The sequence below is a fragment of the Methylocella tundrae genome (genome assembly GCF_038024855.1).
In the GTDB taxonomy this organism is placed as follows: domain Bacteria; phylum Pseudomonadota; class Alphaproteobacteria; order Rhizobiales; family Beijerinckiaceae; genus Methylocapsa; species Methylocapsa tundrae.
Genome location: NZ_CP139089.1, coordinates 3,793,863 through 3,812,975 on the forward strand (window position 1 = coordinate 3,793,863; position 19,113 = coordinate 3,812,975).

At 62.6% G+C, this 19,113-nt stretch carries 15 protein-coding genes and 1 tRNA gene; 6 read left to right on the plus strand and 10 right to left on the minus strand.

Features of this window, described 5'->3' with window-relative positions:
* The first annotated feature begins 265 nt into the window (after positions 1-265).
* On the plus strand, positions 266-778 hold the full coding sequence (pal, locus tag SIN04_RS19705) for a peptidoglycan-associated lipoprotein Pal (RefSeq protein ID WP_134492035.1): 513 nt from the start codon (positions 266-268) through the stop codon (positions 776-778).
* Positions 779-979: 201 nt separating this feature from the next.
* On the opposite strand, the gene SIN04_RS19710 is transcribed toward pal, so the two are convergent.
* The 4 genes from SIN04_RS19710 to ybgF form a co-directional block, all read right to left on the minus strand.
* The gene (locus tag SIN04_RS19710) at positions 980-2,086 is read right to left on the minus strand and encodes a DUF1176 domain-containing protein (protein WP_341264169.1); all 1,107 of its coding nucleotides are present in this window, start codon (positions 2,084-2,086) and stop codon (positions 980-982) included.
* 129 nt (positions 2,087-2,215) lie between these two features.
* Positions 2,216-4,147, minus strand: a complete 1,932-nt coding sequence (gene ftsH / locus SIN04_RS19715) for an ATP-dependent zinc metalloprotease FtsH (protein ID WP_134492041.1) — start codon at positions 4,145-4,147, stop codon at positions 2,216-2,218.
* Between the two features lie 153 nt (positions 4,148-4,300).
* Positions 4,301-5,413 carry a tRNA lysidine(34) synthetase TilS gene (gene tilS / locus SIN04_RS19720; RefSeq protein WP_341264170.1) on the minus strand — a complete coding sequence of 371 codons (1,113 nt, stop codon included), beginning with the start codon at positions 5,411-5,413 and terminating at the stop codon, positions 4,301-4,303.
* The gene (gene ybgF, locus SIN04_RS19725) at positions 5,407-6,534 is read right to left on the minus strand and encodes a tol-pal system protein YbgF (protein ID WP_134492045.1); all 1,128 of its coding nucleotides are present in this window, start codon (positions 6,532-6,534) and stop codon (positions 5,407-5,409) included. The genes tilS and ybgF overlap by 7 nt, the downstream gene beginning before the upstream one ends.
* A gap of 296 nt (positions 6,535-6,830) precedes the next feature.
* Here ybgF and glmM point away from each other — a divergent pair, with 296 nt between their 5' ends.
* Complete coding sequence (gene glmM / locus SIN04_RS19730; RefSeq protein WP_134492047.1) at positions 6,831-8,180, plus strand: phosphoglucosamine mutase; 1,350 nt, start codon at positions 6,831-6,833, stop codon at positions 8,178-8,180.
* 440 nt (positions 8,181-8,620) lie between these two features.
* Here glmM and SIN04_RS19735 read toward each other — a convergent pair whose 3' ends face one another.
* Positions 8,621-8,872, minus strand: a complete 252-nt coding sequence (locus SIN04_RS19735) for a hypothetical protein (RefSeq protein WP_134492051.1) — start codon at positions 8,870-8,872, stop codon at positions 8,621-8,623.
* Between the two features lie 198 nt (positions 8,873-9,070).
* Between SIN04_RS19735 and SIN04_RS19740 the strand changes: the two genes are divergently transcribed.
* Both SIN04_RS19740 and SIN04_RS19745 read left to right on the plus strand, forming a co-directional pair.
* Complete coding sequence (locus SIN04_RS19740; RefSeq protein ID WP_134492053.1) at positions 9,071-9,865, plus strand: HesA/MoeB/ThiF family protein; 795 nt, start codon at positions 9,071-9,073, stop codon at positions 9,863-9,865.
* 139 nt (positions 9,866-10,004) lie between these two features.
* Positions 10,005-10,078 (plus strand) — tRNA-Gln (locus SIN04_RS19745).
* A 580-nt stretch (positions 10,079-10,658) separates the two neighbouring features.
* On the opposite strand, the gene SIN04_RS19750 is transcribed toward SIN04_RS19745, so the two are convergent.
* Positions 10,659-11,147, minus strand: a complete 489-nt coding sequence (locus SIN04_RS19750) for a helix-turn-helix transcriptional regulator (protein WP_341264171.1) — start codon at positions 11,145-11,147, stop codon at positions 10,659-10,661.
* A gap of 194 nt (positions 11,148-11,341) precedes the next feature.
* Here SIN04_RS19750 and SIN04_RS19755 point away from each other — a divergent pair, with 194 nt between their 5' ends.
* Positions 11,342-11,545: a hypothetical protein gene (locus SIN04_RS19755; RefSeq protein ID WP_134492057.1), complete on the plus strand. Its 204-nt coding sequence runs from the start codon at positions 11,342-11,344 to the stop codon at positions 11,543-11,545.
* Here SIN04_RS19755 and folE read toward each other — a convergent pair.
* On the minus strand, positions 11,542-12,111 hold the full coding sequence (gene folE / locus SIN04_RS19760; protein WP_134492059.1) for a GTP cyclohydrolase I FolE: 570 nt from the start codon (positions 12,109-12,111) through the stop codon (positions 11,542-11,544). The two genes, SIN04_RS19755 and folE, sit on opposite strands and share 4 nt — an antisense overlap.
* Positions 12,112-12,509: 398 nt before the next feature.
* Between folE and SIN04_RS19765 the strand changes: the two genes are divergently transcribed.
* Positions 12,510-13,163 (plus strand): cadmium resistance transporter, encoded by a 654-nt coding sequence (locus SIN04_RS19765; RefSeq protein ID WP_134492061.1) that lies wholly within the window; start codon positions 12,510-12,512, stop codon positions 13,161-13,163.
* 48 nt (positions 13,164-13,211) lie between these two features.
* Here SIN04_RS19765 and SIN04_RS19770 read toward each other — a convergent pair whose 3' ends face one another.
* Genes SIN04_RS19770 through topA form a run of 3 tightly spaced genes read right to left on the minus strand, consistent with a single transcriptional unit; the run spans position 13,212 to position 18,937 of the window.
* A complete protein-coding gene (locus SIN04_RS19770) occupies positions 13,212-13,613 on the minus strand; it encodes a DUF302 domain-containing protein (protein ID WP_134492063.1) in 402 nt (133 codons plus the stop codon).
* Between the two features lie 15 nt (positions 13,614-13,628).
* On the minus strand, positions 13,629-15,977 hold the full coding sequence (gene rnr, locus SIN04_RS19775; RefSeq protein WP_423135987.1) for a ribonuclease R family protein: 2,349 nt from the start codon (positions 15,975-15,977) through the stop codon (positions 13,629-13,631).
* Positions 15,974-18,937 (minus strand): type I DNA topoisomerase, encoded by a 2,964-nt coding sequence (gene topA / locus SIN04_RS19780; RefSeq protein WP_341264172.1) that lies wholly within the window; start codon positions 18,935-18,937, stop codon positions 15,974-15,976. The genes rnr and topA overlap by 4 nt, the downstream gene beginning before the upstream one ends.
* Positions 18,938-19,113 lie beyond the last annotated feature (176 nt).

Sequence of the window (19,113 nt, forward strand, 5' to 3'; positions counted from 1 at the left end):
GATGGCTCCGGCGCCTGATATACCGGCCATCCAAGCCTATCCGGCGCTCCCGACACGTCTGGAACGCCGAACCTTTAGCTCTAGTCTGAACTGGCCGTTCAGCTTGGCTTGGCGTTATGGGGGATTAACTTTCTGTTAACCATTGGGCTTGATTACTCAAATGCAACAGGGTCTGATAAGCTCGGATCAAGGTTGACGGAACCTTCTTTTAACGGTCGGGGCTTTACGAAAGGGCTATCGTGCGATCACACAAGGAGTTTTGGGGATGAGCTTTCTCGAACGGAGGCGCGAGTTGAAAATCGCCGCCGTGCTGGGCGCCGCCCTGGCGATTGCGGCATGCGCCAAAAACCCCGCTGAGGATCCAAACGCCCTCGCCGGCCTCAATGGGGGCGCAAGAGGGGCGGCGACGCCCGGCAGTCCGCAGGATTTCGCGGTCAACGTTGGCGACCGGGTCTTCTTCGATAGCGACTCCAGCGAATTGAGCTCGACGGCGCAGGCGACGCTCGACAAGCAGGCGCGCTGGCTGCAGCAATATGCGAGATATAATTTCACCGTCGAGGGCCACGCCGACGAGCGCGGCACGCGCGAATATAATTTCGCGCTCGGCGCACGCCGGGCCGAAGCCGCCAAGGCCTATCTGGTGGCGCGCGGCATTCCGGCGTCCCGCATCCATACGATCAGCTATGGCAAGGAACGCCCGGTGGCCGTCTGCAACGATATTTCCTGCTGGTCGCAGAACCGCCGCGCGGTCACCGTGCTTGCCGGCTCGCAGTCCTGACGTTGTGAAGGCAACGCCATTTCGCCGGAGTGGCCATCTCCGGCTCATCCTCGACACGGCGGATTGACTCGCCGCTGCTATGGCGGGTTTTCGCGCAAGCCGATCAGGGCGCTTAAGACCCCTGATTGGCGGGTGTCATGGAATCTGTCGAATTGCGTCAGGGCCTGGCGCTCTGAAAGCGGTGGTTGCGCCGAGTTTGAGCTATCTCGCGCGCGCCGCCTTCGCCGTATAGAGCGCCGGCCAATCATTCGAAGAAACGCCGCGGCATTCATTCATTTGCCTAAAGCGGATCAGCTGGAAAGCCGCGCCATCCCAGGCCCATTCGCTGATCTCGCCGCAATCTCCAACTCCTCTCCCTTTATCCTCCGCGCCAAGCGTCAGGCCGTCCTCCAAAAGATAGGGACTGACCAGTTCTGCCGGATCGGCATCGGACTTCCCGGGTATTTTGAAGGCGGCAAGCGTCGCTCGTCCCGCGTCCGCAATCCAAAATCGATAGCGGAAATTATACGCCGCGGCCTGCTCGCAGACGCCCCAAAGGGTCTGATCGGGAGACAGGCGGACCACGATCGGGTCATAATCCTTGCAGCTCTCATCTTTCGACAGGTGAATCCCCGCGGGGCGCTTTGGCGCCGTTTTGATCTCGCTCATCGTGATCGCCGCTATGCTTGGAGGCGCCGGCGCGGCGGGAACGGATGAAGCGGGCGCGCTGCCGCGCTGAACCAAAGCCGTTACCGTGCCGAGCCGGTTCTGCTGCGCGTCCATATAGAGCAGCGCAGCGGCGGAGCCAGCGAGCGATATGATTGCTGGATCGCCAGTGCTCGCTCCGTCGATCAATTGAACCGTGAGCGTCTTGGCCGGCCGCAGGGCCTCGAGGAAGGCGCGGGCGCCATCCCCCGTCAAAGTGGCCGTTACGAAATCGCCGTCCTGACGAGCAGGAAGCGGTTTGGAGGGGAGGCCGGGTCCAGTCATGCCGTCGAGCAGCACCTTCAACTGCGGCGCTTTCGCTGGGTTTTCGGCATCGACAGTGAAGGCGACGACCGGTTGATCGTCGCCGGCGCCCGTGCGGCTGACCTTGACATAGGCGCCCGCGTTTTGATCGGGGAGGAGCCCGAGCGCAGTGCATGTCCTGAGATTGTCGCAGCCGATCGTCCAGTCCTTGAATTGCTTGAGAGACTGCGCCTGGGCCGCGGGATTGCTTTTGATGGTCGGTCCATCAGCGGATTTGCTCTGCGCCGCGGCGGAGCCGGCGGCGGCGAAGGAGAGACCGAGCATGCCGAAGAAAGAATACAGCGATAGGGAATGCTTCATTTAACCTCCGCCGGCGCCGGAAACGTCTCTTGCTTTGGCATCCTCGCCGCTTTTCGTTCGGCTTGACGCAATAAAAAGGGCTGCCTCACATGCGAAGCAGCCCTGTCATTCTTAAAATCCCCCGCCGGCTCAGGCCTGCGGTTGCGGCTCCAGACCGCCGGGCTCGGGACCCGGTTTCGGCCTGACGCCGACGCCGGTCGTCGGCACCGGCGAGCCGCGAAGCGGCGTCGTCGTATCCTCGGGGTTCTCGCGGACGGGCCTGCGTCCTTGCAACAAACCGATGATCTCGTCGCCGGACAGAGTCTCATATTCCAGCAGGCCCTTGGCGAGGGTCTCCAAATCCTGACGCTTCTCGGTCAGTATGCGCTTGGCTTCCGAGAGCCCGAGTTCGACAAGACGGCGCACCTCTGAATCGATCTTGCGAGCCGTTTCCTCGGAAATGGTCTGCTGCTTGCCCATCGAATAGCCGAGGAAGACTTCTTCCTGGTTCTCGCCATACATGACGGTGCCGAGTTCCTCGGAAAAGCCCCAGCGGGTCACCATCGCGCGGGCGAGTTTGGTCGCCTGCTCGATGTCGGATTGCGCGCCGGAGGTGATCTGGTCCTTGCCGAAGATGATTTCCTCGGCGACGCGCCCGCCCATGCAGACCGCGAGCCGGGAGGTCATCTGCGCATAGCTGGTCGAGAGCTTGTCGCGCTCAGGCAGCTGCATGACCATGCCGAGCGCGCGGCCGCGCGGGATGATCGTCGCCTTGTGCACGGGATCGGTCGCCGGAACATTGAGGGCGACGATGGCGTGCCCGCCCTCATGATAGGCGGTGAGCATCTTCTCCTGCTCGGTCATCACCATGGTGCGGCGCTCCGCGCCCATCATGATCTTGTCCTTCGAATCCTCGAATTCGGCCATGGTCACGACGCGCTTGCCGCGCCTCGCCGCGAGCAGCGCGGCTTCGTTGACGAGGTTCATGAGATCGGCGCCCGAAAAGCCCGGGGTGCCGCGCGCGACGACCTTCAATTCCACGTCCGGAGCCAGAGGCACCTTGCGCACGTGAACTTTGAGGATGCGCTCGCGGCCGACGACGTCGGGATTGGGAACGACGATCTGGCGGTCGAAGCGGCCCGGCCGCAGCAGGGCGGGGTCGAGCACGTCGGGACGGTTGGTCGCGGCGATCAGAATGATGCTCTCATTCGCCTCGAAGCCGTCCATCTCGACGAGCAGCTGGTTCAAGGTCTGCTCGCGCTCATCATTGCCGCCGCCAAGGCCGGCGCCGCGATGGCGGCCGACCGCGTCGATCTCGTCGATGAAGATGATGCAGGGCGCGTTCTTCTTCGCCTGTTCGAACATGTCGCGCACGCGGCTCGCGCCGACGCCGACGAACATTTCGACGAAGTCGGAGCCCGAAATCGTGAAGAAGGGCACATTGGCCTCGCCCGCGATGGCGCGCGCCAGCAGCGTCTTACCCGTGCCGGGCGGTCCGATCAGCAGAACGCCGCGCGGAATGCGGCCGCCAAGACGCTGGAATCTTTGGGGATCGCGCAAGAATTCGACGATCTCCTGCAAATCCTCCTTGGCCTCGTCGACGCCCGCGACATCCTCGAAGGTCACGCGCCCATGCGCCTCGGTCAAAAGCTTCGCCTTCGATTTGCCAAAGCCCATGGCTTTGCCGCCGGCTCCCTGCATCTGCCGCGAGAGGAAAATCCACACGCCGAATATGGCGATCAGGGGGAGCCCGTTGACGAGCAGCGTCAAGAGCCAGTTATTGCCATCGGACGGCGGCTTCGCCGAAATCGAAACATTCTTTTTATAGAGGCTCTGCACCAGCGTCGGATCGTTCGGCGCATAGGTCGAGAAGGCCCGGTTATCGCTGAAATGGCCGGTGATCTCATTGCCCGAAATAGTGACTTCGCGGACGCGCCCCTGGTCGACCTCGGTCAGCAATTGGCTGAAGGTGATGTCTTGCGACGCCGTGCGCTGTCCCGGATTCTGGAACAGCATGACAAGCGCCACCACCAGAAGGATGATGATCACCCACAGTGCAAAATTACGGAAATTCGGATTCATCTCAACGTCCTGCTACGGGCCATTCAAACCGGATGGTCGATCGCCCGTCGAAAGAAAAACTCACTGTGAGTCCGGCGATTAGAACGATAATGTAGGCGTCAGAGGCGCCATTGCCAAGGGGAACGCTTGCGCCAAGGCAAATACCGCGCCGCATCATGCCATTGGCGGCTCTTTTTTTGGCGCGCCACGTCCCCGCCGGCGCGGATTTTCGGTCTGGAGAACCAGAGCGCCATCCCGGCCAAGCTTGAGCGCCACACCGGCAAGCGTCGCCGCAAAGGGCTGGTTTTTGCGCAGCGCGCCCTGCACGGCCGCGGTCAGCGCTTCCAGCCGGTCGAGCCGGAGCGGCCGGCCCTGACCCCCGAGCACGGTAATCTGCGCTGCCAGAACGCGCATAAAAATTTCCTCTGGCTCATTGGCGAGGGCGGTGAAATCGGCCGAGAAGCCGCCCGGCTCGCGGCGGGCGTCGAGGGCGCCGCCGGCGGCTTCCGCGCGTGCCGCCAGCGCGGCCTCGGCTCGCGCGGCGCGGCGCCCGAGCCGCAGAAGCGCGTGGCGGCTCAAGCCTTCTTCGGCCAGCATAGCGCCAAGCGCACGCAGCCGCGTGCGGGCGTAGGCGGGATTGCGATTTGAGGGATCGGCGAAAAACGGGTGCGCTTTCGCCTCGCAGAATGCGATCAGCTCCGCCTTGGGGAGCTCCAGCAACGGGCGCGAGAGCATCAGGCCCTGCCGCCGCGCGGAGGCGGCCATCCCGGAAAGCCCGCCGAGCCCGCTTCCGCGCAGCAGGCGAAACAGGATCGTCTCAGCCTGATCGTCGGCATGATGGGCGGTTGCGACGATCTCGGCCCCAATGCGGGCCGCATGGCTGAAGAGAAGCGCGTAGCGGGCCTCGCGCGCCAGCTCCTGGATTTTCGACCTCGGCTTGGCGCCGCTCCAGACGAGAACGTCATGCGTCAGGCCCAGTCGCGCAGTCCAAACCGCCACGGCTTCCGCCTCTCTGCGGGAATCCTCGCGCAAGCCATGATCGACGGTGGCGACGTGAAGGGACGGCGCGCCCGGCCTGCGCCGCGCCCATTCGGCCGCGAGCAGCATCAAAGCAACAGAGTCAGGGCCGCCCGACACGGCGAGCAGAATTCTTTGTGCGTTTTCCCATGCTTGAAACAGCCGCGCGATCGCCTCCGGCGAAAACGCCTGGATGCTGGCCGCGCGTCTTTGCGCGCGCGGCGGCGGTTCGCCGCCTCTGCCCGGACGCGCGCTGTCAACATTCAACATTGGGCGCGTTTAGCCTCCCGATCCGCGCCGGCTTTGACAGCCGCCGAGGCGCCTGGATATTTGCGGCCGATCTCGGCGAATGTCGCGCAGGCCTGTTCCTTTGCGCCAAGCGCATTGAGCGACTGGCCAAGCCGCAGCATCGCCTCTGGCGCTCGCGGCGACGTCGCGTATTGCGTCGACATCTTGAGATATTGCTCCGCGGCCTCGCGCGGGCGGTTGCGCTGGAAGAAACTCTCGCCAAGGTAATAGGTCGCGTCGGCCGTCATTCTGCTCCTGGGATTCTTCTGGATGAAGGCGGCGAAGCTCTTTTCCGCGCTTTCATACTCCTTCTGCCGGAGATAGCCGTAGGCGACATCGAACTCCTCTTTCACCGGATTGATCGGCGCGGCGCCCGGCGCGACGCTGTTTGGCGTCGTCAGCGCCGCGACTGGCGGAGTGGCCGTGGCCGGGGAGCCGCTCGCCGGAGCATCGGCGGGAGCGGCGCGCCATTTCGCGCCGGATAGATCGAGCGGCGCGTCGGGAGAGGCCGCGTCCGGGAGGGCGGTGGTTCTCACTCTGGCGGCGGGCGATGGCGGGGCGCTTCCGAGCGTCCGGGGCGCGCCTGGAGCGTTGGGGTCATTTGACGGATCGAAGGCGTCGCCGCGTCGCGACGGGCGCGCGGAGCCGGGCGTCACGCTGGGCGGGGTCGCGGAGGAGGGCGGCTCCCCGGGCTGATCTCCGGCGTCGATGAGATTGTCGATCGCGTCGCTTCGCTTTTGCGGTTTCGCGGCGGACGGCGCCGCGGCGCCTGGCCGTCCGCTATCCTGAAACCGGAAATCGACATCCTCCTGGAACTTCTTCAGCTGATCCTCAAGCTTGTGGTTTTGAAACTGCAATTGCTCGATCTGGCCATTCATCTGGCGCATCTGGCTTTCGAGGCGATCAATCCGCACGAGCAGGGTAGACGCATCGTCCGGCTGGCCGTCGCCAACGTCGCCGGGAGGAGCTCCAAAATTCTGCGCAAGGCGCTCCGGCGCGCCCGCCGCCTCGGCGCGCGGCGACGCGCCAGCGACGGCGCCGCAAAGAAAACCGGCCGCGCAGGCGCCGAGCAGGACCCTGAAGAGTGTTTCGAAATGCCTCATCACGTAGCTTTCCCACAAAATTGGCGTGATTGATTATAAAATAACTCTTCTGCTGGAGTCTGGCGATTATCGGTGGCTATATTGAGATCGGCCCGCGCCTGAACGCCGCGCCAAAAAATCCGCTTGTAAATGCCAATCAGCAGCAGAATGCAAGTTGGGAGTTTGAATGAGGCCGGCGCCCGCTGATCACGACCCCGTGTAATGCCAGGGCGTTGACGTGAGGAAGGCGTTGAGGCGAGCCTCGGTGGGTTGTTTGAGCCCGAACGCGCAGGAAGAATTGCAAGGAAAGCTGATTGATGGTTCGCAAACATTTTGGAACGGATGGAATTCGAGGCCAGGCCAACTCGGTCATCACGCCGGAGCTGGCCATGAAGGTCGCGCAGGCGACCGGCGTCCTGTTTCAGCGCGGCGACCATCGCCACCGAGCGGTGATCGGCAAGGATACGCGACTTTCAAGCTACATGATCGAATATGCGATGGTGGCGGGCTTCGCCTCAGTCGGCATGGATTCCCTTCTGCTCGGACCGATGCCGACGCCCGCCGTCGCCATGCTGACGCATTCGATGCGGGCCGATGTCGGCGTGATGATTTCCGCCTCGCACAATTCCTTCGAAGATAATGGCATCAAGCTCTTCGGACCTGACGGATTCAAATTGTCGGATGAAGTCGAAGCCAAGATCGAGACGATGCTCGACAAGGATTTCGCACTGAAATTGTCGAAGCCTGCCGATCTCGGGCGCGCCATGCGCGTCGAGGGCGACCGCGCCCGCTACATCGAATTCGCCAAGAGGACGCTGGTGCGCAACCTTTCCCTCGAGGGTTTGCGCATCGTTGTCGATTGCGCCAACGGGGCCGCCTATAAGGTCGCTCCGGAGGCTTTATGGGAGCTGGGCGCCGAGGTTTTCTCGATTGGCGTCGAGCCGGACGGGTTCAACATCAATCGCGGCGTCGGCTCAACCACGCCACTTGCCCTCGTCAAGAAGGTGCGCGAGATGCGCGCCGATATCGGGATCGCGCTCGATGGTGACGCCGACCGCGTGCTGATCGTCGACGAAATGGGCAAGATCGTCGATGGCGATCAATTGATGGCGGTGATCGCCGAGAGCTGGAAGGAAGATGGACGCCTGTCGCAGCCCGGCGTCGTCGCGACTGTGATGTCCAATCTCGGGCTCGAGCGCTATCTCCAGGGGATCGGCCTGTCGCTTGCCCGCACGGCTGTCGGCGACCGCTACGTGCTGGAGCATATGCGCCAGCACGGCTATAATCTCGGCGGCGAGCAATCCGGCCATATCATCCTCGCGGATTATTGCACGACAGGCGACGGACTCGTGGCGGCGTTGCAACTGCTCGCGGTCGTCAAACGCCAATCAAAGCCGGTCAGCCAGGTCTGCCATCGCTTCGAGCCTTCGCCGCAGGTGCTAAAGAGCGTCAGGGTCAGCGCTGGCAAACCCCTGGAGGACGCGAACGTCGCCCGCGCAATTGAATCGGGGCGCCAGAAACTCGGCAGTTCGGGCCGCCTCGTGATCCGCGCATCGGGCACAGAACCCGTCATTCGCGTGATGGGCGAAGGCGATAATCTCGATCTCGTCGAGCGGATCGTCGATGAAGTTTGCGACGCCGTCGCGACCTTCTCGCGGGCGGCCTGACGCGGCCGGCCCGCGGCTCCGCTGAGGAACCTTCTACCCGCAGCGGCGTCTCGACGCCGCGACGCGCGGATTTATCCTCTCTTGAATTCCGCCCGGCAGGCGGCATGCAGGTGATACATATTGCGCTCCAGGCAATGTTGGATGCGCGCGTGATCGGGAATGACGTTGCGGCAAAAGCGGAAGGCGTCATCATGGCAGGCGTGCTGAGCGAGCGCCCCGGCGGAGCCCGCCAACAAAAACGCAGTAGCGACGACTGCGCGCGTCAAATTAATCTGCATGTTTCATCCTATCGTTTCGTTGAGAATCGTCCAATCTCCCAGCCCCGGCCTCTCTTAGGCGAAAGCGCGAGGCGCCTCAAGCTATCGCTTCACGCGCCGCGCCATTGGCGCTGCGCTTTTATGTGCAAAGCTCAGAGCTGAAGCGTCCATCGCCGGGAAAGCTTAATAGCTATGCTTACGATGCTTTGCCGGTGCGATGATCGAACGGCAAGCCGGGCTTAGATAGACTTTGTAGGTGACCAGACAGGCGTGAATTTTCGCGTGATCAGGAATATAGGGGCCGCAAAGCCGCAAAGCGTCGCCCTGACAGTCCGCCGCCTCTTGCTGTTCGCTGAGCCCCTGACACCAGGCCGCCGCGGTCATCGCGCCCGATAAAACGAGCGCCGCGGCGAGCATTTTTGTCCTTTTCCCCATTATCCGTCCCCCGCATCTGAGATTTTATGTGCTTCCGCCTCGAACGGAGCCCGCTCATATTCTATAGCTTGCGTTCAAACTGCAATAGATTAAGCGCTTATTGCCGGTCTGCTGACGGCTGCTTTCGATCGCCGGCGGCTCGCAATTTCCGCCGCCTTCGCCATATTAGCTTCGCAACAATGAAAGGCGCCGCCCGCGTTGACCGAAGTCATCCTGGGAACAGAAGAAATCGAGCGCTATGCGCGCCACATCGTTCTGCGCGGCGTCGGCGGTCCGGGTCAGCAGAAGCTCAAGGCCGCGCGCGTCCTCGTCGTCGGCGCTGGCGGCCTCGGCGCGCCTCTCCTGCAATATCTCGCCGCGGCGGGCGTCGGGGAGATCGGCGTCATCGACGATGACGTCGTCTCGCTCTCGAACCTGCAGCGCCAGGTGCTGCACGGAACGCAGGATGTCGGACGGCCGAAAGTTGACAGCGCAGCCGCGGCGATCGCAAGGCTGAACCCGCATGTCCTGGTGAGGCGGCATCAAACACGGCTCAGCGCCGAGAATGCGCGTGAACTCGTCGCGGCCTATGGCGTCGTCGCCGACGGGTCGGACAATTTCGCGACCCGCTACGTTGTTTCCGACGCCTGCTTCCACGAGCGGCGCCCGCTTGTCACGGCGGCGGTCGGCGCCTTCGACGGATCGCTGACGACGCTGCGCCCCTATGAATCAAGCGTCACAGGCGAACCCAATCCGACCTATCGCTGCCTGTTTCCGGAGCCCCCGCCCGAGGGCGTCGCTCCCTCCTGCGCGGAGATCGGGGTTCTTGGCGCCCTGACCGGCATACTCGGCTCCATGATGGCGCTTGAAGTCGTGCGCGAGATTGTCGGCTTTGGCGAAAGCCTCATCGGCAGATTGGTGCTCTTCGACGCGCTCGACATGCGCTTCGAGACCGTGCGCTACCGCTGGGATCCAGCCAACCCCCTGAACGGCGAAAAGGCCGTCGCGTCATGAGGACGATAACGGCCGGCTTGGCCGTGGCGAAACGTTGACAGCGGCGAGGCGAAGAACTAGATGACATCTCCGCTCGCGCTATCGCGCCAATAGATCCGATTGCCGGGCGGCCCAGCGAAAGCCCTCGAAGATGGGTCGGTGGGGGATAGTTCAACGGTAGAACAGCGGACTCTGACTCCGTCAATCTTGGTTCGAATCCAGGTCCCCCAGCCACTCTGAAATCAATAGCTTATGATATTCCGAGATTAGATGTGCTGCACACGGTTTGCTACGCGGTTTGCCGAACATGTTCACGTTTTGGTAGGGCGTGCGAGTTCTAATTTCGCGATGGCTGACTGCGCCAAAGCTGGGTCTCGGCTGAAATAATGGCTGCGATCAGCGTCAGGCGGGAAGCCCAACGTGGCATGAAGCGGCTATGGCGAAGCCGCCCAGGAACGGCTGTGTTCGGCCCATTCTCAAATCTCGCCCAATCGCCATCTAGCGCGCTATCGGCTTCGAATCGGAGCGGACACCACGGCGCGGCATATCCGGCATCCACGGTCTTCTCCGCGATATCCTTGCCGGAGAATTCATCAAGATCGCGCACCCAGAGCCGGTCGCCGGCGCTCCACTGCCGGAGGAAGTTACCTGTGCGGAAACTGCCTGCCTTCAGCTAGCGGGGTGGAGTCAAAAAGGCCGATAGATGATCGTGCCCTTCAAAGAGCACATTATACCTACGCCGTCGCAAAGAGCGTTCAGCTACATCTTCACATTGCAAGAATCATCAAGAATGCGCGATCTATTAGGGTGTTGGTCAGCTCCGCGCTGACAGCAAAGATCGACGAATTGCGTCGTCGGCCAAAATGCGAACAATGTCCTCTAACGGGATGCCAGATGTGTGAATTGCAGGACTATCTAGAACTGCAAGAACTGTTTCTGCCAGAGCCCTCGCTCGCTTCTCCGGCACCCCTAGCGCCACACATGAGCGCTCTAGAAGAATACCTGTAACCTGGCGCATCTGCCCTGCCGATCCAGGCTTAAAACCAAGAATATCGTTCGGGGTCACGCCGAGAATTTGGGCCATCTCGCTTAGCTTCACGAGCTGAATCAGGTTATTTCCGCGCTCATATGCCGAGACGCCGTCCGCCTTCATGCCGAGTTTCTTGGCGAACGAATCCTGCGTCGCGAAGCCTTTGGCCAGCCGCAACTCTTTAATCTTAGCCCCGATCTTCGCGGCCAGCTCTTCAGCTTCTTTGCTTGTCCCCATAGGCTTCGATTTAGCTTGATTCATCGGTAAAACCAATTCGAATCCAGGTCCCCCAGCCATCATGCATCATTGAAGTTGCCGAGCTGAAGCCGCTTTTGAGGCGGCTTTCCGATGTTGCGTGCGTCGCATGATTTCAAGCAAGCATAAGGGCCCAAAAATTGTTGCGGCGACGCGACACGAGATGGCCTGCGAGGTTTTCGGCGCTGACCGGCGCCGACGGCGCGATCAGTATGAAGGAGATCGTCCATCATATCGAGGACGATCATGTCGCGGAGCAGTTCGCTCGCCTCCCAAGGCCGCTGGTCGAACCTGTCGGCGAGAGCATATCCCGATCAGATCGGTTCGATCTGATCGACAAGGATATGCTCAAGTTTTTGAATCTGGAGCGATTTCTGATCGATCGAATGACTCCATTCGATCGGAAAGCGCTCTAGGCTCGCGTCAGGCGCAGAAACTCTTCGCGCGTGCGCGGGTCGTCCCGGATGATGCCGCGCAGGCGGCTGGTTGTGAGGGTGGTTCCGAGCGTGTTGACGCCGCGCAGCGTCATGCAGCTGTGCTCGGCCTCGATCACCACGCCAACGCCCTTCGGCTCCAGAATGTCCTGGATGGCGTCTGCGATCTCGGCGGTCAGTTTCTCCTGGATCTGCAGCCGGCGCGCAAAACCATGCACAACGCGGGCGAGCTTTGAGATGCCGACCACCCGATTGCTCGGCAGATAACCGACATGCGCGCGGCCGATCACCGGAAGCATATGGTGCTCGCAAAAACTGACGACGGGAATGTCCCGCATCACGACAAGCTCGTCGTAACCGCCAACCTCCTCGAATGTGCGTTCGAGGTACGTTCGTGGGTCGGTCGCGTATCCCGCGAACAGCTCACGATAAGACCGCGCCACGCGTCCGGGCGTGTCGAGGAGGCCTTCGCGATCTGGATCATCGCCCGCCCATTCGATCAGCACCCTGACAGCGGCTTCCGCGTCGGCCTGTGTCGGCTTCGCCATTCTTACGTCTCCAGAATCATGTGTTAAGGCCAGCGGACCGCCATTGGCACGGTAATACAATGAAAAGGCGTGAGGCAATTCGATTGCGTGGCCAATGGCCGCTTCGCCGGCCCTCTTGCGCGCCGGGCGAGACGCGATGAGAACCGCGGCGGGCACGCTCGTCGCCACCGAGGAAACGCCCCCGCATCCTGATTATTCCGGCAAAGCGCAGCTTGAGTCCGCCATCGTGGCGTTTTAGTCTGTTGTGTCATGAATCAGAGGAGCCAGGCAGGATTTCCGGCGCTGACGCCCATCGTCTTGATTCGACTTCCTCTTTCCGAAACCATGTCGATTCATCCGCCCGCGATGGCCTGTCAAAGGCCGGAACGCGATCAGCGGCCCCTCCCGAAGGCGATGCATTGAGCGCTTTTGCTTCACCCCAGATGCTGATCGAGGCCCTGAGCGTCGCGAGCGCGGCGGCGATTTCTTATGGATCGACCAATTTCGACAATATGGTCGTCCTTTCGGCCTATGGCGCGAGGCCCGGCTACCACCCTTCTTTCGTGCGGCTCACATTCGTTCTGGTCTGTGTGACGGTCCTCGCCGTCAGCCTCGCCCTGGCTCGCGCCGCCGACGCCCTGCCGGCGGAAAGCATCCGCTATCTTGGCTTGATCCCGATTGGGCTCGGCGGCTATCAGCTCATGCAACTCATCACGAGCCAGCTCGGCATGAACCAGGCCGGCCGTGACGACGAATTGATTGGCGAGCCGCGAGGTCCAATCGGTCTTTACGCCTATCTCGGGTTTGCGACGGTCCTGCTGGCGAACAGCAGCGACAGCGTCAGCGTGCTGACGCCGCTCTTCGCGGACTTGAAGCCGGCCTTCGTTCCCGCCTGTTTCATCGCCGCGATGGCGGTCGCCATTTTGATGAGCGCGCTGGCCGCACTGCTTGCGCGCCACCCGATTTCGCGGTCTTTCCTTGAGAAGATGGCGAAATGGATCTTGCCGTTCCTGCTAATTGCGATCGGCGCGCTGATCCTTACGGATCGGCCCGCTGACATTTTTGTGGGTTGAGCAGCAAACGCCGATCGACCGGCGAGATCTGAAGCGACCGCCAGAACCTCAACCGGCGCTGGCCTCTTGCGTGAGCACGGCGAGGCCGTTTTCAAGAGCTGCAACCGTCTCCTCCACGGCGTCGCCAAGGCGGTGCCGGCGGACGAGCCATGCTGGATCGTTTGAGGAAAGCCAAACCTTGCCATCGGCGTCCTGCCAGATAAGCGCCTTCATGGGCAGGTCGAGGCCGATCTCCTGATTGTGCTGCATTAGCGGCGTGCCCGTGCGGGGGCTCCCGAAAATCAACAGCAAAGTCGGCCGAAGAGTCATGCCGGCTTCGCCCGCGCCCGCCGCGTGGTCGATCTTGGCGAAGAGCGTCACCTTATGCGCTTTGAGCGCGGCCTCGAAGCGGCTGACCGTTTCCTCGACCGTATGAGGGCTCGAAACGGTGATTACACCATTGTCCAACATGAATTGCCCCTGCGTTCATCTCGATGAGCGGTTATGACGCTGCGCTTTCTCACCTTTGCCGGCCTGTTTGAGCGCGGTCCTTGGGGCGCGGGGACCGCCCGCGCTCAAAAGTTCGAAACGCAAGGCCCCGGCAAGCGGGGCCGCCTCGACCAGCTTCACCGTGACGATGTCGCCGAGCCGATGCATCTTACCGGTACGCGAGCCGATCAGCGCGTGCAAACGCTCGTCATGGCGAAAATAATCATCGCCCAGCATCGAGGCTGGAATGAATCCGTCGGCGCCGGTGTCGTGCAACCGGATGAAGAGGCCGGCGCGGGTCGCCCCTGAAATGCGTCCCTCGAAGGTCGCGCCGACCTTGTCGGCAAGATGCGCCGCGATCAGCCTTTCGATGGTCTCGCGCTCGGCCGCCATGGCTCTGCGTTCGGCGGCGGAAATCTTCGCCGCGACCTCGGTCAGTTCTTCCCGCGCATTTGGGGGCAGGCCGTCGGGGCCAAGACGAAGCGCCGAGATCAGCGCGCGATGGACGATGAGGTCGGCGTAACGGCGGATCGGTGAGGTAAAATGCGCGTAGCGGTGCAAATTAAGGCCGAAATGGCCATAGTTTTCAACTACATATTCAGCCTGCGCCTGTGTGCGTAAAACGATCTCATTGACGAGATGCTCATTGTCGGTGTCCTTGACCTGAGCCAGAATGCCGTTGAACTGCTCGGCCCTGATAACCTGCCCCTTCGCGAGCTTGATCCCGATCGAGGATAGAAACTCCGCGAGATTGTTGAGCTTTTCGACCGAAGGCTCGTCATGCGCGCGATAGATCAGCGCCTGATGCTTGGCCTCGAGCGTTTCGGCCGCCGCGACATTGGCGAGGATCATGAATTCCTCGATCAGCCGATGCGCGTCGAGCCGCGTCGGAATGACGACGCTGTGGACTCCGCCTTCTTCGTTGAGGATGATTTTCCGCTCGGGCAGGTCGAGGTCCAAAGGCCCCCGCGCATCGCGGGCGCGTTTCAGCGCGGCGTAGGCCTCATAGAGCGGCGCCAGCACGCCCGCGACGAGCGGGGCTGTCGCCTCGTCGGCCGCGCCGTCGATCGCCGCCTGCGCCTGGCCATAGGCGAGCTTTGCCGCCGAGCGCATCATCACGCGATGAAAGCTGTGCGTGAGCTTATGTCCGTCCGCCGCGACGACCATGCGCACGGCGAGAGCAGGCCTGTCCTCATGTGGCCGCAGCGAGCAGAGGTCGTTTGAAATGCGCTCCGGCAGCATCGGCACGACGCGGTCGGGGAAATAGACCGAATTGCCGCGCTCCAGCGCGTCGCGGTCGAGCGGCGAGCCGGGCCGGACATAGGCCGCGACATCGGCGATGGCGACGCGCAGGATGAAGCCGCCACGATTATTGGGGTCAGGGTCGGCTTCGGCGTGAACCGCGTCGTCGTGGTCCTTGGCGTCGGCCGGATCAATGGTGACGAGCGGGATTTGACGCCAGTCTTCGCGCCCATCCATGGTCGCGGGGCGCGCGCGATCAGCCTCCGCGATGGTCTCGGGCCGGAAGACATTGGGGATCTTATGGGTGTGGAGGGCGATGAGGCTCACCGCCTTTTCGCTGTCGAAAGCGCCAAGGCGCTCGCGCACGCGGGCCGAGGGAAGGCCGAGCCGTCCGGTACGCAAAATCTCGACGGCGACGAGGTCGCCTTCGCGCGCGTCTCCCTCCTGGCCGGGATGTACGTCGAGTTCGCCGCGATTGGCGTTCTTCTTGTCGACCGGTAAAACGCGGCCGCCGCCACCCGGCCGTTCGCGGAAAATGCCGAGAATCTGCGATCTGGCGCGTTCCAGAAGCTTAACGACACGCCCGCTATAGGCGGGCTCGCCCGGCTTTGCGTCAGGCAGGGGCTCGACACGCAAAAGCGCGCGATCGCCGACGCCAGGCGCCGGCGCCCCCGGTCTTTGCCTGCGCGGGATGCCGACGATGATTTTCGGCTGCGGTCCTTGCGCCGCGTCCCAATCGACGGGAGCGGCGAGAAAATCGCCGTCGCGGTCGCGGCTGAAAAAGTCGGCGAGCACGGTCGCAGGCAAAAGCCCAGCCTTGTGCAGCCCTTTGCGGCGGCGTTCGATGGCGCCTTCGGCTTCGAGTTCCTTCAGGAGCCGTTTGAGGGCGATGCGGTCATCGCCCCTGATGTCGAAGGCGCGGGCGATCTCGCGCTTGCTGATTTTCGCCGGCGATCTGCCGGAAGACATTTGCTCGCCCTGCGCCTCCCGCTCTCTGGCGATGAAGGCGACGATATCTTCCCGCGAGGGCGCGGGGCGAGGGGTCTGCTGCGCGCCTTGCGCAGCCTTGGAGCCGGACTTTCCTGGACCGGCGGGTTTATTCACGCGTGTTTGGCCTTTTTCTGTTTATCCGCCGCTGGTTTAGGGGCGGGTTTTTGTGAGCCCGCAGGCTTTCGCGCCGGCGCGGGTTTGAGATTTGCCGTCGGCTCGAAAGGCGGACCGTCGTCGTCCCCCTCGGAGGCTTTCGCTTTCGACGCGGCGGCTTTCGACGCGCCCGCCTTGGCGCCATTTGTCTTGGGCGCGGCTTTCGCAGCTGTCTTCTTCGGCGCGGCGGCTTTCTTTTTCGCTCCGCCGCCAGCCGCTTCCTTGTCTTCGATCAGGCGGATCGCTTCCTCCAGCGTGATCGTCTCTGCCGAGGCGTTCGCCTTGAGGGTCGCGTTGGTCTTGCCGTGATTGACATAAGCGCCAAATCGTCCGGCCCGCACCGTGATCGGGCCGCCTGACGGATGCTCGCCAAGCAGGCGCCCCTGAATGGGACCGCCGCCGCCCGACGCCTTGGCGCTCAGAAGCTCCAGGGCGCCCTCAAGCGTCAATGTGGTGGGGTCGGCGTCCTTCAGCAAGGTCGCATTGACTTTGCCGTGGCTGACATAGGGTCCGTAACGCCCCGCCTTGATCGTGACCGGACCGCCGGACGGATGTTCGCCAAGGACCCGGGCGGGCGCGCTTTCCGAAGCGCCGAAGCGCCGGCCGGTGAGCCCGCTTTCCTTGGCGATGATGAGATCGATCGCGCGATTGCCGCCGATGCTCAAAATATCCTCGTCCTTGCCAATATTGGCGTAGGTCTTGCCGTGCTGGACGTATGGACCGTAGCGTCCGATGCCCGCGACGACAGGCTCTTTCGTCTCGGGATGCTTGGCGACTTCGCGCGGCAGGGATAAAAGCCCGATCGCCTGCTCCAGCGTCAGATCGCCGGGAGAAATCGTCTTCGGCAGGGACGAGCGCTTCGGCTTTTCGGCCTCTCCCTGCTGCACATAGGCGCCGAAACGCCCGTCGCGCAGCGTGACCTCCTCACCCGTCTCGGGGTCGATTCCAAGCACCTTGACGCCGGGACGATCGCCTTCGACGGCCTCGGCGTTTTCGCCATTGCCGCCCGCGAGCGTGCGCGTGAATTTGCACTCGGGATAATTCGAGCAGCCGACGAAGGCGCCGAATTTGCCGAGCTTCAGCGACAGCTGGCCGTCCGCGCAGGATGGGCAGGCGCGTGGATTCGATCCGTCCGCTTTCGCGGGGAAAATATGCGGCCCCAAAATCTCATTCAGGCTGTCCAGCACCTGCGTCGTGCGCAGATCCTTGGTGCCGGCGAGAGCGCCGGAAAAATCGAGCCAGAAATCGCGGAGCACCTGCTTCCAGTCGATTTCATGATTGGAGATGCGGTCGAGTTTTTCCTCCAGGTCGGCGGTGAAGTCATAGCCGACGTAGCGCGTGAAAAAGCTTTCAAGAAACGCCGTGACGAGACGGCCCTTGTCCTCGGGGTAAAGACGTTTTTTCTCGATCCGCACATAGTCGCGCTCACGCAGCACCGCCAGCGTTGAGGCATAGGTCGAGGGCCGGCCAATGCCGAGCTCTTCCATGCGCTTCACCAGCGTCGCTTCGGTGAAGCGCGGCGGCGGCTCGGTGAAATGCTGGGTCGCGTCGATGCGCTCCTTGGTCAGCCGCTCGTCCCTCGCCATGTCCGGGAGACGGCTTGAATCTTCGTCTTCCTCGTCGTCGCGGCCTTCCTGATAGAGCTTCAAGAAGCCGTCGAAGCGGATGACCTGGCCTGTCGCGCGCAGATCGAGCTTGCGCTCGCCTGCTTGCGCCAGAATATCGACGGTCGTGCGCTCGAGCTCGGCCGATTCCATCTGGCTCGCGATGGTGCGCGTCCAGATCAGCTCATAGAGCTTCGCCTGGTCCGGCTCCAGGGCGCGCATGACGCGCTTTGGCAGCCGGGTCAGATCGGTCGGGCGGATCGCTTCATGCGCTTCCTGCGCGTTTTTTGCCTTCACCGTATATTTGCGCGGCGCCTTGGGCACATAGGCGTCGCCGAACTCGCGGGCGATGACGGAGCGCGCGCTCGTGATGGCTTCGGGCGCAAGATCGACGCCGTCGGTTCGCATATAAGTAATGAGTCCGACCGTCTCGCCGTCGATGTCGGCGCCTTCATAGAGGCGCTGCGCCAGCTGCATGGTGCGTGCGGGGGCGAAGCCGAGCTTGCGCGAGGCTTCCTGCTGCAGCGTCGAGGTGGTGAAGGGCGCGTAAGGGTGCCGCTTGGCGGGCTTTGCCTCGACCTCGGCGACTTTGAAGGCGGCGTTCTCCAGCGCCGCCTTGAAGGCCTCGGCCTCGGGTCCCGCGCCGATGTCGAGGCGCGTCAGCTTCTTGCCATCCGCGCCGACGAGCCGGGCGGTGAATGGCGCGCCCGCCTGCGTCTTCAAATGGGCGACGATCGACCAATATTCCCGCGCGACGAAGGATTCGATTTCGAGTTCGCGGTCGCAGACGAGGCGCAAGGCGACCGACTGAACCCGGCCGGCGGAGCGCGCGCCGGGCAGCTTGCGCCATAGCACCGGAGAGAGATTGAAGCCGACAAGATAGTCCAGCGCCCGGCGCGCGAGGTAAGCGTCGACGAGGGCCACGTCGATCTCGCGCGGATGCTGCATGGCCTCGAGAATGGCGGATTTGGTGATCGCATTGAAGACGACGCGCTCGACGCGCTTGTCTTTAAGAACGCGCTTCGCCTTCAAGACCTCCAGCACGTGCCAGGAAATCGCTTCGCCTTCGCGGTCCGGGTCGGTCGCCAGAATGACCTTGTCGGCGTCCTTGACGGCCTTCGCGATCTCCGAAAGACGTTTGGCCGATTTGACGTCGACGTCCCAGAGCATGGCGAAATCGGCGTCGGGATCGACCGAGCCATCCTTGGCCGGCAGATCGCGGACGTGGCCAAAGGATGCGTAAACCTCATAGCCCTTGCCAAGATATTTGTTGATGGTCTTGGCCTTCGCCGGCGATTCGACGATGACGACATTCATTGACAACAGTCCTCGGTTCGACCGGCTGGACCGGAATGGTCCCGGGTCGCTTCTTCAAAAATTCATATCGCGTCTTAAAGGTTAAGCTCGCGCTGGTTGTGCGGCGGGCTTTCCTCCGCAAAGGTTGCAGTGCAGTATGATTTTAGGCCCGGAAGATGGGGGAGGGCGCAGTCTTA

Coding starts and splice junctions, on each gene's coding strand:
- tilS (WP_341264170.1), bottom strand. CDS start 5,413: ATGTTGAATGTTGACAGCGCGCGTCCGGGCAGAGGCGGCGAACCGCCG.
- pal (WP_134492035.1), top strand. CDS start 266: ATGAGCTTTCTCGAACGGAGGCGCGAGTTGAAAATCGCCGCCGTGCTG.
- topA (WP_341264172.1), bottom strand. CDS start 18,937: ATGAATGTCGTCATCGTCGAATCGCCGGCGAAGGCCAAGACCATCAAC.
- SIN04_RS19755 (WP_134492057.1), top strand. CDS start 11,342: ATGAAGGAGATCGTCCATCATATCGAGGACGATCATGTCGCGGAGCAG.
- SIN04_RS19770 (WP_134492063.1), bottom strand. CDS start 13,613: ATGTTGGACAATGGTGTAATCACCGTTTCGAGCCCTCATACGGTCGAG.
- SIN04_RS19735 (WP_134492051.1), bottom strand. CDS start 8,872: ATGGGGAAAAGGACAAAAATGCTCGCCGCGGCGCTCGTTTTATCGGGC.
- glmM (WP_134492047.1), top strand. CDS start 6,831: ATGGTTCGCAAACATTTTGGAACGGATGGAATTCGAGGCCAGGCCAAC.
- folE (WP_134492059.1), bottom strand. CDS start 12,111: ATGGCGAAGCCGACACAGGCCGACGCGGAAGCCGCTGTCAGGGTGCTG.
- SIN04_RS19710 (WP_341264169.1), bottom strand. CDS start 2,086: ATGAAGCATTCCCTATCGCTGTATTCTTTCTTCGGCATGCTCGGTCTC.
- ybgF (WP_134492045.1), bottom strand. CDS start 6,534: ATGAGGCATTTCGAAACACTCTTCAGGGTCCTGCTCGGCGCCTGCGCG.
- ftsH (WP_134492041.1), bottom strand. CDS start 4,147: ATGAATCCGAATTTCCGTAATTTTGCACTGTGGGTGATCATCATCCTT.